The sequence below is a fragment of the Streptomyces sp. NPDC001507 genome, from assembly GCF_042894765.1.
GTDB lineage: Bacteria > Actinomycetota > Actinomycetes > Streptomycetales > Streptomycetaceae > Streptomyces.
Window position 1 is genome coordinate 716,469 of sequence record NZ_JBIAVV010000001.1, and the last position, 14,722, is coordinate 731,190.

Genomic DNA, 14,722 nt, shown 5'->3' on the forward strand with positions numbered 1-14,722 from the left:
GGGTCGGAGTACTGCGCCGATCGGTGCTGCGCCGCACTGTCGGTGGTGACTACAGGGCGGGTACGGGCGTGAACCTGACGGGCAGTTCGGTCAGCCCCCGCAGCCAGGGCGAGGGCCGGCGGGTGAGGGTGTCGGCGGGCACCGCGAGGTCGATGTCCGGGAGCCGGTCGAGGACGACCTCGATGCCGGTCCGCGCGACCACCTCGGCGACCTCCTGGGCGGGGAACGGGCAGCGGTGCTCGCCGTGCCCGAAGGAGAAGTGCGCGTAGTTGCCGCCGGTCAGCGCGGAGGCGTCGGTGCGCACCTGCGGATCGGAGTTGGCGCCCTGCAGGCCGAGGATCAGCAGGTCGCCGGCGCGGATCCGGCGACCGCCCAGCTGGGTGTCGCGGGAGGCCCAGCGGCCGGCGATGTTCTGGCTGGGGGTGTCCTCCCAGAGCACCTCGTTCATCGCCTCGGCGACACTGTTGCGGCCGCCGAACAGCGAGGCGGCGAACCGGTCGTCGGTGAGCATCAGCCGCAGCGAGTTGCCGATCCAGTCGGCGGTCGGCTGGTGCCCGGCGGCCATCATGACCATCAGGTCCTGCATGATCTCTTCGTCGGTGAAGCCGCTCTCGTCCTGGAGCATCCGCGACACCACGTCGTCGGCGGGGGCCGCCTTCCGGTCGGCCAGCAACTGCGCCATGGACGAGCCCAGATGCTGCTGCCCGGCGATCGCCCGCTCCCGCCCGTCGATCATGTCGTTGAGTGCGGTGACCAGGCCGGGCCCGTCCTCGTCGGGGAAGCCGTACAGCCGCGCGAGCACCCGCACCGGCAGCAGCATCGCGTACTGGGCGATCAGGTCCGCCTCGCCGCTCGTGCACAGCCCGTCGATCAGCTCGTCCGCGAACCGCTCGGCGTGGCCGCGCAGTTCGAACGGGTCGACGGCCTCCAGCGCGTCGCTGATCATCCCGGCCCGCTCGCGGTGCCGCTCGCCGACCGTGTAGAGGATCGACGGCTGCTTGCGGCCGATCATCGGCAGCAGCGGCCAGTCGTCGGGGATCATGTCCCACTGGTTCCACAGGTCCGAGTCCCGGCTGAACAGCACCGGGTCCCCGGTCACCTGGTGCAGCTCGCGGTAGCCGACCACCAGCCAGGCGGGCACGTCCCCGTCCAGCACGACCGGGGTGACGGCGCCGTGGTCGCGCCGGATCTCGCGGTACAGACGCGCCGGTTCGGTCTGGAACCGGGGGCCGCCGAGCGGCACGGCTTCGGGGGTCACACGAACTCCTGTCGGGGCAGGTCCGCCGGTGCGGACGGGCCGGCGTACCGGTTCTTGACGTGCTGGACGAGCGTGATCAGCACCTGCTTGCCGGACTCCCGGGAGCGGGCGTCGCAGTCGACCAGCGGGACGTGCGGGTCCAGGTCGAGGGCGTGCCGGACGTCCCGGGGCGTGTGCACGGGGCCGCCGAAGTCGTTGCAGGCCACGATGAACGGGGTGCCGTGCTTCTCCAGCCGGTCGATGGCGTACCAGGAGTCGCCGATCCGCCGGGTGTCGACGAGCACCACCGCGCCGAGGGTTCCGGAGAACAGCCGGTCCCACAGGAACCAGAACCGCTCTTGGCCCGGCGCCCCGAACAGGTACAGCACGTTGCGGGCGTCCAGGGTGATCCGGCCGAAGTCGAAGGCGACGGTGGTCGCGGACTTGCCGCGCACCTCGCGGATGTCGTCGACCGCCTCGCCGGCCTGGGTCATCGTCTCCTCGGTGCTGAGGGGGCGTATCTCGCTGACCGAACGGACCAGGGTGGTCTTGCCGACGCCGAAGCCGCCCACGACCACGATCTTGAAACCGTGGTCGGCGGAGGCACCCAACGGGGTGCGCGCGTCAGAGGTTGCGGAGTCCAACGAGCACCTGCTCCAGGATGTCGGGGTCGGTGATGGCCGGCCGGTGCGGGTGGCGGGCGCTGACCCGGCCGGCCGCCTGCAGGTCGCCCAGCAGGATCTTGGTGATGCTCACCGGCAGCCTCAGCTCCGCGGCGATCTCCACCACCGAGGTCGGGAACTCGGCCAGGCGCAGGATCGCCGCGTGCTCCGACTGCATGCCGGGCGCCGGCTCGGACTCGGCGACGACCAGGGTGACCAGGTCGAAGGGGCTGTCGGGGCCGGTGCCGCTGCGGCCGCCGGTGATGGTGTACAGGCGGTCGGGCGCGTCGTCCCTGCCCGGTCGGCTCATGACGTACGGGGCTGCGCGGTCAGGTGCTCGCCGAGCTGCTCGACCAGTTCGCTCATGTTGTGCCCGACCAGCCCGGGATCGGCGTCCTCGCTGGTCACCACGGCCAGGTGGGCGCCCTCGCCGGCCTCGACGATGAACAGCACGCCCCCGTAGAACTCGGTCATCGCCGACCGCACGCCGCCGCTGCCGTCGCCGAACTCCACGGACGCCCCGTGCGACAGCGACTGGATGCCGGCGGCGATCGCCGCGAGCTGGTCGGCCTGGTCGACGGAGAGCTCCGGGGTACGGCAGAGCTTCAGCCCGTCGCGGGAGAGCACCAGGGCGTGCCGCGCGCCGGGGGTGCGCTCCAGGAGGCCCTCGACGAGCCAGGTGAGCTTGGAGTCGGCGGTGGTCCTGCCGGTCATGGAGTGGGGTCGCCTTCCGGGTACGCATGTGGGTGGGACGTGAGCTCTGGGCCGGACTCCGGGTGGGGCGCGGGGACCGGGTCGTGCACGGGGGTGGGGGCGTACGGGGCCGCCGGTTCGCCGGCCGCTGCGGGGGCCCCGGCGGAGTGGGAGTCGTGCGGTACCGGGCGGACGGCCTGCCGGAAGCTGGTGAAGCGGGCGGCGCGGACCTGGGCGTCCGCGGCTGCGGGCACGGGGCGCGGCTCCGCCGGCTGGGGCGCCGCCCGGCGCTCGGCCTCGGCGAGGGTCCGGCCGCGTCGCCGCCTGGGCAGCCCGGTGGGCCCTTCCTCGCCCTCGTCCCCGTCCTCGTTCGGCCCGGCGGCGGACTCGTGCACGGGGGCCGGGTCGAGCGGTACCGGTGCGGCCGGCCCCGTCTCCTGTGCCGAGGCGGGTTCGCCGGCGACCGGGCGGGTCAGCAGGTCCTGCGGGACCAGCATCAGCACTCCGGTGCCGCCGCGTGCCGACGGCCGGAACGACACCTTCAGGCCGTGCTTGCGGGCCAGCCGGCCCACCACCGCGAGCCCCAGCCGGGTGCCGGTCAGGCCGCCCAGCTCGGTGCTGTCACCGGAGACCGCGCGCTCGGCGCGGCGCAACTGCACCTCGCCCATCACCAGCCCGCTGTCCTCCACGGACACGATGACCCCGGCCGGCACCTCCTCCACGTACACGTGGACCTCGGCCGTGGGGGGCGAGAAGTTGGCTGCGTTGTCGAGGAGTTCGGCCAGCGCATGCATGACACCCTCGGCGGCGTGTCCGGCGACGGCCGTCTCGCTCACCGAGTGCACCCGCACCCGGCGGTAGCCGCTGATGCGGCCCATCGCGCCCCGCAGGATCGACTCCATGCTGATCGGACGCGCCCACCGGCGGCCGGAACGCGCCCCGGTGAGCACGGCGATGGAGTCGGCGAGCCGGCCCGCCTGGGCCGTGCGGTGGTCGAGGTGAAGCAGGTCGGCGAGGACCTCCTCGTCGGAGTGCCGGTCCTCCATGGCCCGCAGATCGGCGAGGGTGGCGGTGGCCAGGGCCTGCATGCGCGCCGCCGCGTTGCCGGCGGCGGCGATCGCCGCGGCCCGTTCCCGTGTGGCGCGCTCCAGTTCGTCGGTGAGCCGGGCGTTCTCCTGCTGGTACCAGTCGAGTTCCTGGCCGCTGTCCTGCTGGATCCGCGCCCGCTCCTGCTCGAAGGATTCGGCGAACTCGCTGCGCTGCTCCGCCAGTTCGTCGATCAGCCGCTGCTGCTCCTGGCGTGCCTCCTCGGTGGCCCGGGCCTGCTGCTGGAGCAGCCGCCCGATGTCCTGGCTCACCGCCTCCAGCCTGCTCCGGGCGGCGCGGGCGGTCCGCGCCGCGTGCACGGCCCAGGTAACCGCCGCGCACAGCAGCAGTGCGGCCGCGCTCGCAGCCAGGGCGAGGGGCGTGCGGACCGAGGCCGGCGCGGCGGTCGCCGCGGCGACGACCGTGAGGGCCGACGCCACCGCGGTCAGCGCGAAGGTCGGAACGAGCGTACGGAGGGCAGGTCGTTCGCCGGGATGCGTGGGCGCGGTCATCGGTCCGGTCTGGTCCTCGGAGCGGTAGGGACGGGTGTCCGGTGAAGGAGTTGTGACGCTCGGTGCTGAACTGCGCGTCACTATACGAGAGTTGGTGATCGAAACAGAACGGTTCCGGTCTCATCGCGGAAATCGCGCTACGGCAAGGAGACTTGCTGTGCTCCGGCTGTGAACGATCTTATGCGCCGCCGTGTCCGAAGGCGTCCGCCACGATCGCGGCGGCGTCCCTGACCAGCGGGGAGTCGGCCTCGGCGGCGGCATCGGCATGGGTGGAGAGCACGGCGACGACGAGCGGCGCGCGGCCGGGGGGCCAGGCGATCGCGACATCGTTGGCAGTGCCGTAGTCGCCCGTTCCGGTTTTGTCGCCGACCGTCCAGTCGCCGGGGAGTCCGGCGCGGATCCGCTCCCCGCCGGTGGTGTTGGCGCGCAGCCACCCGGTGAGCCGCCGTCGGCCGGCGCCGTCCAGGGCATGACCGACCGTCAGTTTCGCGTAGGTCGTCGCGATGGCCAGGGGGCTGGTGGTGTCGGTGACCCGCCCCGGCTCCGCCGAGTTCAGCTCCGGCTCCCACCGGTCCAGGCGCGTCACCCCGTCCCCGAGCGAACGGCACAGCCTCGTCACCGCCACCGGCCCGCCCAGTTGCTCCAGCAACAGGTTGGCCGCGGTGTTGTCGCTGTACTCGATCGCGGCTCCGCACAACTCCGCGACCGTCATTCCCGCGGCCAGGTTCTCCGGTTTTCCGGTGACCGGAGCTCCGCCCGCCCGCTCGACGTCGCCCTCGTCGTAGTGCACGACTCGGCCGAGCGCGTCCTCGCCGAGGTCGCGCAGGACGGCGGCCACCGCGACCGTCTTGAACACCGAGCACATCGGGAAGAGTTCGCCTGACCGGAACCCGAGCCGGGCCCCCGAACCGGTGTCCCGGGCGAACACCCCCAGCCGGGCCCCGTGTTCGCGCTCCAGGGCACGCAGTCTCGAGGTCGTCCCCGGGGCGGGCCGGGCGGTCACCGCCGCCCCCAGAGCCGAGGCCAGCACCGTGCGACGCGACAGGTTGGGCATTACTGCTCCTTTACCGGGACGACGCTCAGGGGGACGCGATCGCGGCCGTGCGGGTTCAGCCGCTGACGGGTGATAAATCCGACGTCGGGATCCGGCCGACCGTAGCTCCCGCATCGTCGCAAATGATCCAAACGTCTATACGATGACGCGTGGAACGGCCCGGGCGCGGAGAACCTACTGGAGTGCGCAGGCCGACGACGGGGACGGTGTCGAGGGGGGCGATGCCTTTCATGGCAGGCGACTGGAGCCGGGTGGCCGCGCGGGCGGTCCGGTTCGTGTGGCGCACACTGTACGGCGAATGGCACGCCATCGTGGTGGACCCGGTCCGGCAGCTGGTGCGGCGCGGGCTGTCCGGGCTCGTGCTGGCGTTCGTGGCCGGGTTCGGCGTCATCTTCTTCCACGGCATCGCCCAGCACCCCTTCGGCCGGCGGCTGGTGTGGCACCTCGGCGGCGTCACGGCCGACCTGCCCCTGTGGCTCTCCCTGCTGCGCACCCCGGTGTCGCTCTACGTCCCGGCGCTGGACCTGCCCGTCTGGGCGGGCATCACCCAGCTCTTCCTCGCCTTCGCGCTCGCCGAACTCACCCTCGGCCGCGGCCGCACCCTCGCCGTCGCCTACATCACCACGTTGGCCGGCACGATGACCGCACGGGTGATGGTCGCGCTCGGCCCCGGCTGGTGCGGTTTCGGCCTGCCCCCGGAGGCCGGCCGGATCCTCGACACGGGGCCGTCCGCCGCCGTGGTGGGCCTCTTCACCTACTTGGCGGTGGTGCGGCGCGCCCCCGTCGTCTTCACCCTCACCGGCGGCTCGATGGTGTGGGAGTCCGTCGCCGTACCGAACCTCGCCGGCCGCGAGCACCTGATCGCCGTGGCCGCCGCGATCGTCCTCGGCCTGCTGCACGGCCGCAGGCTGCCGCTCCTCGCCCGCCTCGCCGGCCGCCTCGACGCCGCACCCCAGCCGCCCCGGTCCGACCCGCCGGTACCCCGCCCGGGCCCACCGCGCCACTCCGTACCCTTCCCGCGCCGCCCCGCGAACTCCCCAACCCTGCCGACTTCCCCGAAACCCCATATGTCACGCGGCTGACCCGCCGAACTGCTCAACAACGTCAATGTGATGGTTTTCGCACTTCAGCCGGTCCGGCCAACCCCTAATGTTGCGCGGGCTACGGCAGGGCGCGGCTGACACCATGGTGTTCGTCGCCGGCAGGCTGAAGGGATCCAGGGATGTTCCGCAAGGTGCTGGTCGCCAACCGTGGAGAGATCGCCATCCGCGCGTTCCGCGCGGGCTACGAGTTGGGTGCGCGCACGGTCGCCGTCTTCCCCTACGAGGACCGCAACTCGCTGCACCGGCTGAAGGCCGACGAGGCCTACGAGATCGGGGAACCCGGACATCCGGTACGGGCCTACCTCTCCGTCGAGGAGATCGTGGCCGCCGCCCGGCGGGCCGGGGCCGACGCCGTCTACCCCGGCTACGGGTTCCTCTCCGAGAACCCCGAACTCGCCCGCGCCTGCGAGGAGGCGGGCATCACCTTCGTCGGGCCCAGCGCCCAGACGCTGGAACTGACGGGCAACAAGGCCCGCGCGGTCGCCGCCGCCCGCGCGGCCGGCGTACCGGTGCTCGGCTCCTCCCAGCCCTCCAACGACATCGACGAGCTGGTCCGCGCGGCCGACGAGATCGGCTTCCCGGTCTTCGTCAAGGCCGTCGCCGGCGGCGGTGGCCGTGGTATGCGCCGGGTCGAGGACCCGGCCGCGCTGCGCGAGTCCATCGAACAGGCCTCCCGGGAGGCGGCATCCGCGTTCGGCGACCCGACCGTCTTCCTGGAGAAGGCCGTCGTCGACCCCCGCCACATCGAGGTGCAGATCCTCGCCGACGGCGAGGGCAACGTCATCCACCTCTTCGAGCGCGACTGCTCGCTCCAGCGCCGCCACCAGAAGGTCATCGAGCTGGCTCCCGCGCCCAACCTCGACCCCGAGCTGCGCGACCGCATCTGCGCCGACGCCGTCCGCTTCGCCCGCGAGATCGGCTACCGCAACGCCGGCACCGTCGAGTTCCTCCTCGACCGCGACGGCAACCACGTCTTCATCGAGATGAACCCCCGCATCCAGGTCGAGCACACGGTCACCGAGGAGGTCACCGACGTCGACCTGGTCCAGGCCCAGATGCGCATCGCGTCCGGCGAGACCCTGGCCGACCTCGGCCTCTCCCAGGAGACGGTGAAGCTGCACGGCGCCGCCCTCCAGTGCCGCATCACCACCGAGGACCCCGCCAACGGCTTCCGCCCCGACACCGGCCGCATCAGCGCCTACCGCTCCCCGGGCGGCTCCGGCATCCGGCTCGACGGCGGCACCACCCACGCCGGTACGGAGATCAGCGCCCACTTCGACTCCATGCTGGTCAAGCTCACCTGCCGGGGCCGGGACTTCAAGGCCGCCATCGGCCGCGCCCGGCGTGCCGTCGCCGAGTTCCGCATCCGCGGTGTCGCCACCAACATCCCGTTCCTCCAGGCCGTCCTGGACGACCCGGACTTCCAGGCGGGCCGGATCACCACCTCGTTCATCGAGCAGCGCCCGCACCTGCTCACCGCCCGGTCCTCCGCCGACCGCGGCACCAAGCTGCTCACCTACCTGGCCGACGTCACCGTCAACAAGCCGCACGGCGAGCGCCCCCACCTGATCGAGTCGACCACCAAGCTGCCCCCGCTGCCCGCCGGCGAGCCGCCCGCCGGGTCGCGGCAGCGCCTGGTCGAGGCCGGCCCGGAGGGCTTCGCCCGCTGGCTGCGCGAGTCGCCCACCATCGGCATCACCGACACCACCTTCCGCGACGCCCACCAGTCCCTGCTCGCCACCCGCGTGCGCACCAAGGACCTGCTCGCCGTCGCCCCGGTCGTCGCCCGGACCCTGCCCGAACTCCTCTCCCTGGAGAGCTGGGGCGGCGCCACCTACGACGTCGCGCTCCGCTTCCTCGCCGAGGACCCCTGGGAGCGCCTCGCGGCCCTGCGCGAGGCCGTCCCCAACATCTGCCTGCAGATGCTGCTGCGCGGCCGCAACACCGTCGGCTACACCCCGTACCCGACCGAGGTGACCGACGCCTTCGTGCAGGAGGCCGCCGCCACCGGCATCGACATCTTCCGCATCTTCGACGCCCTCAACGACGTCAACCAGATGCGCCCCGCCATCCAGGCCGTACGTGAGACGGGCACCGCGGTCGCCGAGGTCGCCCTCTGCTACACCGCCGACCTGTCCGACCCGGACGAGCGCCTCTACACCCTCGACTACTACCTGCGCCTCGCCGAGCAGATCGTCGAGGCCGGCGCGCACGTCCTCGCCGTCAAGGACATGGCCGGCCTGCTGCGCGCCCCGGCCGCGGCCAAGCTGGTCTCGGCGCTGCGCAGCGAGTTCGACCTCCCGGTCCACCTGCACACCCACGACACCGCGGGCGGCCAGCTGGCCACCTACCTGGCCGCCATCCAGGCGGGCGCGGACGCGGTGGACGGCGCGGTGGCCTCCATGGCCGGTACGACCTCGCAGCCGTCCCTCTCGGCGATCGTGGCCGCGACCGACTACTCGGAGCGTCCCACCGGGCTCGACCTGCGGGCGGTCGAGGACCTGGAGCCGTACTGGGAGAGCGTCCGCAAGGTCTACGCCCCCTTCGAGGCCGGCCTCGCCTCGCCGACCGGCCGCGTCTACCACCACGAGATCCCCGGCGGCCAGCTCTCCAACCTGCGCACCCAGGCCGTCGCGCTCGGCCTCGGCGACCGCTTCGAGGACATCGAGGCCATGTACGAGGCGGCCGACCGCATCCTCGGCCGGCTGGTCAAGGTCACCCCGTCCTCCAAGGTGGTCGGCGACCTCGCCCTGCACCTGGTCGGCGCCGGGGTACAGCCCGAGGACTTCGAGGCCACCCCCGACAAGTTCGACATCCCCGACTCGGTCATCGGCTTCCTCCGCGGCGAGCTGGGCACCCCGCCCGGCGGCTGGCCCGAGCCGTTCCGCACCAAGGCCCTCCAGGGCCGCGCCGCCGCGAAGCCGGCGCCCGAGCTGACCGCCGAGGACCGCGAGGGCCTCGCCAAGGAACCCCGCACGACCCTCAACCGGCTGCTGTTCCCGGCCCCCACCCGCGAGTTCGAGACCCACCGCCAGACCTACGGCGACACCAGCGTCCTCGACAGCAAGGACTTCTTCTACGGCCTGCGCCCGGGCAAGGAGTACGCGGTCGACCTGGAGCCCGGCGTCCGGCTGCTCATCGAGCTCCAGGCGGTCGGCGAGGCGGACGAGCGCGGCATGCGCACGGTGATGTCGAGCCTCAACGGGCAGCTGCGGCCGATCCAGATCCGCGACCGGGCGGCGGCCTCCGACGTCCCGGTCACCGAGAAGGCCGACCGCTCCAACCCCGGCCATGTCGCGGCCCCGTTCGCCGGTGTCGTCACCCTCGCGGTGGAGGAGGGCGCGGAGGTCGAGGCCGGCGCCACCGTGGCCACCATCGAGGCAATGAAGATGGAGGCCACCATCACCGCCCCGAAGGCCGGCCGGGTCTCGCGGCTCGCCATCAACCGCATCCAGCAGGTGGAGGGCGGCGACCTGCTGGTCGAGATCGCCTGAGGCCGGACCCGCGCGGGGGAGGGCCGGGTCCGCCCGGCCCTCCACGGCTACGAGCGGGAGAAGTGCGCGCCCAGCAGGGCCTTGAGCAGGTTGGGGTCGCGCTGGGTGAAGTAGGCGGAGCTCGCCACGAACACGTCCCGGCCGCGGACCGCCAGCGAGGTCGGGTTGGACAGCCCCTCCTGCACGGTCAGGACGCCGGCGTGGCTGCCGTCCGGCGCGACCAGCGCGACCTCGTTGGACGGGCTCAGCGCCGCGAGCACGAGGTCCGAGTGCCCGGGGAAGACGAAGTCGTCGACCCCGGTGAGGCCGGTCGCCCTCGTCTCGGTGGGCCCGGCCGAGCCGTCCGCGCCGACCGGGATGCGCAGCAGCGTTCCCCGGTCGGTGTTGGTGACCCACACCGCGTCCTTGTGCACCTTGACCCCGTTGGCGCCGAAGCCGGTGGCCGAGGGGAGTCCGGAGAGTTCGGCGCCGGTGGCCCAGGCGGTGGGCGTGCCGCCCGACTGCGGGATGCGCCAGACCGTGCCCAGGGCCGAGTCGGCGGCGTAGAGCACGCCGTGCCGCTCGTCGAGCGCCAGACCGTTGGGCAGGCCGTCCGCGGGCAGCTGGGCGATCTGCTCGGGCGAGCCGCCGCCCGCCGGGATCCGCCAGACGCCGGTCCTGCTCGTGCCGGTGGCGTAGTTGACGTACAGCGTGCCGTCGTGGGCGCGGGCCAGGCCGTGCGTGACCGGGCTGCTCACCAGGGGCGTCCGGGGATGGCTCTCGTCGGGCAGGGTGGCGAGGACACGGACCCGGCGCTCCCGGGTGACCTTGACGACCTGCCGGGCGAACGCGAAGGACATGTCGACCGAGCCGCCCTGCTCGGCGACGACGCTCTCGGGCGTCTGCCCCTGGGCCAGGTCGAAATGGGCGACGGTGTGCGGGCGGGAGAGGACCGGCTCGTCGCTCGCGGCCGGAACCGCCGCGAGCAGGCCGATGGCGACCACGGCCGGGGCGACGACGGCCCGGCGGGGGAATCGGGGCATGTGACCTCTTTCGACGGGAGCGCAAGGCTCCGGCGTACCGGTCACACCAACATGACGCCTCCCCGTCCCCGGGCCGCGGCAGCCGTGGCCGCTACGTCGCCCGCCCGGCGCACGGCGTGGCCCCGCATGCCGCGCAGCCGGGTGACGGCCTCGTTCAGTTCCACATGGCGTACTTCATGACCTGCGCGTATCCTTCCGGCTTCGCACCGGAGTAGGTCAGGTTCAGCCGTGTGAAGTGCTGTACGTTCGGGTGCTTCGTCCAGGCCGTCGGGCGGTCGAGCCGTACGGTCACCGGGTAACTGCGGAACTTCCCGGCCGCGCAGTACGGCTTGCAGTCGTTCACCATGTTCACGCCCTCGGCGACCGCCGTGGTGTCGTTCCACTGGGTCCAGTGCATGCCGGTGAGGAGGCTGTTGCCGTCGCCGCAGGCCAGGATGAAGTCGCTCGGCCGGTACCGCTGGTGCCAGAGGCAGTCGACGAGCACCGGGTGCTGGGCCGAGGCCCGCGCCGGGGGCGGTGTCGGCGGCGTCGCGGAGGCCGTCGTCATGCCCGCCGTGAGCAGCAGGGCCGCCCCGAGTCCGATCGCCGTTCCCACCACTGGTCGCATGGTTGCTCCCGCCCGTTCGGTCGTACAGGTCCTCTTCGACGCTACGACCGTGATGCGAGATGTACCACTTGCGGAGTATTCGGCAGTCCGTTCATGTCGTGCCCGCCGGTGGAGCCTCCTTGGCGGCCGGTGCCGGGATGCCGGGCGCCGGCCGCGATGCGGGGTCGTCCGCCGTGGCGGGAGGACCGGGCGGACTCAGCCGTGTTGGACGGTCAGACCGTAGAACGCGACCCGGGCGCCGTTGGTCGTGCTGTCGGAGGACGACTGGTTGTACGAGCCCGCCTTGAAGTACTGCTTGTACTGGTTGAAGGAGGACGGGATGGCGTAGTGGGTCGTGGTGCCGTTGACCGTCAGGTCGATGGTGTTCCCGCCGGAGACCGCGATGGTGTACGTCCAGGTCTTGCCGATCGACACGTGGCCCACGCTGTGCGTGGTCTGGCCGCCGTCCGGGGAGTTCTCGGTGCCGAGGACGATGTCGCCGTTGGAGTGGTAGTACAGCTCAAGGAGCGGTTTGGTGGAGGAGCCGCCGGTGCCGAGGTGGATCTGGCCCACGCAGACGTTCTTGGTCACCGAGACCACCCGCAGCGTCGCGCTCATCTTGTGGCTGCCGCTCAGCGACCAGTTGGCGGCGCTGCCGTCCCGGTTCATCTCGCGCAGTTCGGAGCGGGCGTAGTTGGAGTTCGGGGTGGTGACGCCCTTCTCGGGCGCCCAGAAGGTCATCGCCCCGTCGCGGGTGTCGGTGTAGAAGTAGGCGTCCTGGTAGCCGTTCGCGCCCTGCAGGCGGGACGAGGGGATGGTGGTCGGCGAGCCGGGGGAGCCGACCGGCTCCTGGAGCTGCCATATGGACAGGTCGAAGTTGCCGCCGGGTGCGACGTTCGGGTTCGCCGCGTCCGCGCTGCCGCCGAACAGGACGGTGAGGGCGAGGGCGAGGCCCGCGGCGGTGGGCGCCGCGAGCAGCCGGGATCGGTTCACGTGGGGGGTCCTTTCGTCAGAGGGCTGCGTCCGGAACCCACTTGGAGTTCATACCTGTGAACTCCGGACGCATCCGTAACCGCCGATGACCCGTGAAGCTAAAGGTCCGGACCAGTCCCGTCAAGGGGTTCAGCAGGCGCCCTCGTCCTGCCAGGGGCCCCACTCCGAGGCGCCGGGCACCTCGTTCTGGGTCCACCACTTGGCCTTCCAGTTGTGGCTGTTGTACGAGACCTCGTTCCCGGCCGTGTACACCGCCGTCGCGCTCCAGGCGGTCTTGCACGAGGTGGGCGTGGGTGTCGGGGTCGGGGTCGGGGTGGGCGTGGTGGTCGGCGGGGTGACCCCGGCGAACTTCACCGAGTACTTGGCGAAGTCCCAGGCGCCCTGCGCCACGCTGGAGCAGGTCCCGGACGTGGTCCCGTTGTTGTCGACCGGGCTGCACTGGCGGTCGCGGTTCAGGGACCAGAACGTGAACCGGTCCATGTTGTGGCTCGTCGCGTAGTCGAGCACGCTCTGGAAGTCGGCCTGGGTGAAGTACTCGCCGGTGTCGCTGCGGCCGTTCATCCCGGAGAAGCCCTCGTGGGCGTAGGCGGTCGCCTGGTCCCAGCCGAAGGTGGACTGCAGGATCGAGTTGAAGTTGGTGAGCGCGCTGGTCTGCGAGGCCGCCCCGCTGAAGCCGCCGTCGAACGGCATGATGGAGAAGTTGTTGGGCGTGAACCCCTGCGACTTCGCCTCCAGCAGCATCTGCTTGCCGAACCAGCCGGTGCCGTCCGCCGTGCCGGCCGTCGTCACCGACACGTACAGGCCGGGGTTGTTCTGCTGGAGGATCTTCGCGGCGCCGATCTCGTTCTTGATCGCCGCGGTGTTCTCGTACTCCGGCTCCTCCAGGTCGAAGTCGATCGCGTGCAGCCCGTACTTGGTGATGACCTGCTGGTAGGCCGCCGCGGTGGAGGCCGCGTCCGCGCAGGCCTGCCCCAGCTTGGTGCCGCCGTAGCCGCCGATGGAGACGGAGACGTCGCCGCCCTTGGTGCGGATCGTGTTGATCACCGACTGGACGGCGGTGTCCGAGGAGACCGCCGCGGTGCCGCCCCAGGTGGGCGAGCAGCCGCCGCCGTTGGGGGCGAGGACGAACGCCAGCTGGAAGGCCTTGAGGCCGGTGGCGTCCATGATGGCGGCCGCGTCCGGCGGGTTGTTGTCCAGCGGCATCAGGTAGGGGGCGGCCGCGTACCACCGGTTGCTCAGTGCGCTGGTCGCGCCCGAGGCGTTGCTCGCGACGAGCGCGGTGGTGCCGGCGGCGGCGAGGGTGACGGCGGCCGCCGCGCCCAGACATGCGCGAAGGGGTCTCACTGGTGCCTCCAGGGGGCGGGGGGAGGTGGGGTGGGTCCCAGCTTCCGGAGGTGTCGCGGTCACGTCAATGAATTGGACTGGACCAAAGCTCACTTTGGACTAGACCATACGATTTCTTTACCCGGCGGGGCGGAGCAGTTCCAGCGTCCCGAACCGCACCTTCACGCCGGGCGACCAGAGCACGCTGACCGGCGGACCGGCCATCGCGGGCAGGCCCGCGGCCTCCATCAACTCATCGTCCAGATCCAGGAGTTCCGCCCGGTGCAGCGGCCAGGGCGCGTGCTCGTTCGGCAGGTGCGCGGTACGGCCGTGCCAGGTCACGTGCAGCCCCCAGCGCGCGGTCAGGAAGTGCTCAAGCGGCGACGGCTCGCCGACCGGCGCCCCGATCCGCACGACCGCCCGGCTCTCGGCCGCCGGGCGCCGCCGGCGGCAGGTGTAGGTGATCACATCACCCTCGCGGCGCAGCCGCATCGCGGACCAGACGTACGGCAGCCGGAACCCCAGCCGGCCCACCAGCACCGGGAGCAGCCGGGTCGCGTCCAGCGACCTGAACACCACCGCGCGCCGGCCCTGCCCGTCCACCGAGTACAGCCGTACGTTCGTCTCGCAGAAGGTGCCCAGATACGGCAGTCCCGGCCCCGGCCCGAAGCCCGTGCCCCGCATCAGGAACGGCACGAGCCCGACGTAGGTGACCCCGTCCAGGGTGTCCGGCCGGGTGCCGGCGGGCAGCAGCCCCGCCACCCTCTCCGGCGCCACCGGCCAGTGCAGGAAGGTCAGCCGGTGCCACCCTTGCACCATCGTCGGCACCCGGACGGGGCGTGGGGTGGACGGGGTTACGGGCTCGGCCGCCACGGTCTCCATGACACCGGTCATAGCACACCAGTGCGAGCTGACGGGAATGTTCCGCGAGAGCGGTGCGGAACCGGTCCCGCCGGT

13 protein-coding genes are annotated in these 14,722 nt (G+C 72.2%); 2 read left to right on the forward strand and 11 right to left on the reverse strand.

Annotated features, from left to right (window positions below; genetic code table 11):
* Positions 1–49: 49 nt before the first annotated feature.
* The 6 genes from ACFY0K_RS03310 to bla all read right to left on the reverse strand — a co-directional run bounded on the left by ACFY0K_RS03310 (position 50) and on the right by bla (position 5,244).
* On the reverse strand, positions 50–1,258 hold the full coding sequence (locus ACFY0K_RS03310; protein WP_390638347.1) for a cytochrome P450: 1,209 nt from the start codon (positions 1,256–1,258) through the stop codon (positions 50–52).
* Positions 1,255–1,881 carry an ATP/GTP-binding protein gene (locus ACFY0K_RS03315; protein ID WP_390638348.1) on the reverse strand — a complete coding sequence of 209 codons (627 nt, stop codon included), beginning with the start codon at positions 1,879–1,881 and terminating at the stop codon, positions 1,255–1,257. Before ACFY0K_RS03315 ends, ACFY0K_RS03310 begins: the two co-directional genes overlap by 4 nt.
* Positions 1,862–2,209, reverse strand: a complete 348-nt coding sequence (locus ACFY0K_RS03320; RefSeq protein ID WP_351960566.1) for a DUF742 domain-containing protein — start codon at positions 2,207–2,209, stop codon at positions 1,862–1,864. The genes ACFY0K_RS03315 and ACFY0K_RS03320 overlap by 20 nt, the downstream gene beginning before the upstream one ends.
* Positions 2,206–2,613 carry a roadblock/LC7 domain-containing protein gene (locus ACFY0K_RS03325; RefSeq protein WP_390638349.1) on the reverse strand — a complete coding sequence of 136 codons (408 nt, stop codon included), beginning with the start codon at positions 2,611–2,613 and terminating at the stop codon, positions 2,206–2,208. Before ACFY0K_RS03325 ends, ACFY0K_RS03320 begins: the two co-directional genes overlap by 4 nt.
* On the reverse strand, positions 2,610–4,190 hold the full coding sequence (locus ACFY0K_RS03330; RefSeq protein WP_390638350.1) for an ATP-binding protein: 1,581 nt from the start codon (positions 4,188–4,190) through the stop codon (positions 2,610–2,612). The genes ACFY0K_RS03325 and ACFY0K_RS03330 overlap by 4 nt, the downstream gene beginning before the upstream one ends.
* 178 nt (positions 4,191–4,368) lie before the next feature.
* On the reverse strand, positions 4,369–5,244 hold the full coding sequence (bla, locus tag ACFY0K_RS03335; RefSeq protein WP_390638351.1) for a class A beta-lactamase: 876 nt from the start codon (positions 5,242–5,244) through the stop codon (positions 4,369–4,371).
* Between the two features lie 221 nt (positions 5,245–5,465).
* Here bla and ACFY0K_RS03340 point away from each other — a divergent pair, with 221 nt between their 5' ends.
* Both ACFY0K_RS03340 and ACFY0K_RS03345 read left to right on the forward strand, forming a co-directional pair.
* Entirely contained in the window at positions 5,466–6,326 is an 861-nt protein-coding gene (locus tag ACFY0K_RS03340) for a hypothetical protein (protein ID WP_390638352.1), read from the forward strand.
* Between the two features lie 140 nt (positions 6,327–6,466).
* Positions 6,467–9,841 carry a pyruvate carboxylase gene (locus ACFY0K_RS03345; RefSeq protein WP_390638353.1) on the forward strand — a complete coding sequence of 1,125 codons (3,375 nt, stop codon included), beginning with the start codon at positions 6,467–6,469 and terminating at the stop codon, positions 9,839–9,841.
* 47 nt (positions 9,842–9,888) lie between these two features.
* Here the strand turns inward: ACFY0K_RS03345 and ACFY0K_RS03350 are convergent, their stop codons facing one another.
* The 5 genes from ACFY0K_RS03350 to ACFY0K_RS03370 form a co-directional block, all read right to left on the reverse strand.
* Entirely contained in the window at positions 9,889–10,863 is a 975-nt protein-coding gene (locus ACFY0K_RS03350; RefSeq protein WP_390638354.1) for an SMP-30/gluconolactonase/LRE family protein, read from the reverse strand.
* Positions 10,864–11,017: 154 nt separating this feature from the next.
* Entirely contained in the window at positions 11,018–11,470 is a 453-nt protein-coding gene (locus ACFY0K_RS03355; protein WP_390638355.1) for a hypothetical protein, read from the reverse strand.
* Between the two features lie 195 nt (positions 11,471–11,665).
* The gene (locus ACFY0K_RS03360) at positions 11,666–12,442 is read right to left on the reverse strand and encodes a polysaccharide lyase family 7 protein (RefSeq protein ID WP_390638356.1); all 777 of its coding nucleotides are present in this window, start codon (positions 12,440–12,442) and stop codon (positions 11,666–11,668) included.
* Between the two features lie 129 nt (positions 12,443–12,571).
* Entirely contained in the window at positions 12,572–13,786 is a 1,215-nt protein-coding gene (locus ACFY0K_RS03365; protein ID WP_390638357.1) for a carbohydrate-binding protein, read from the reverse strand.
* A 117-nt stretch (positions 13,787–13,903) separates the two neighbouring features.
* Positions 13,904–14,647, reverse strand: a complete 744-nt coding sequence (locus ACFY0K_RS03370; protein ID WP_390638358.1) for a YqjF family protein — start codon at positions 14,645–14,647, stop codon at positions 13,904–13,906.
* Between the last annotated feature and the right edge of the window lie 75 nt (positions 14,648–14,722).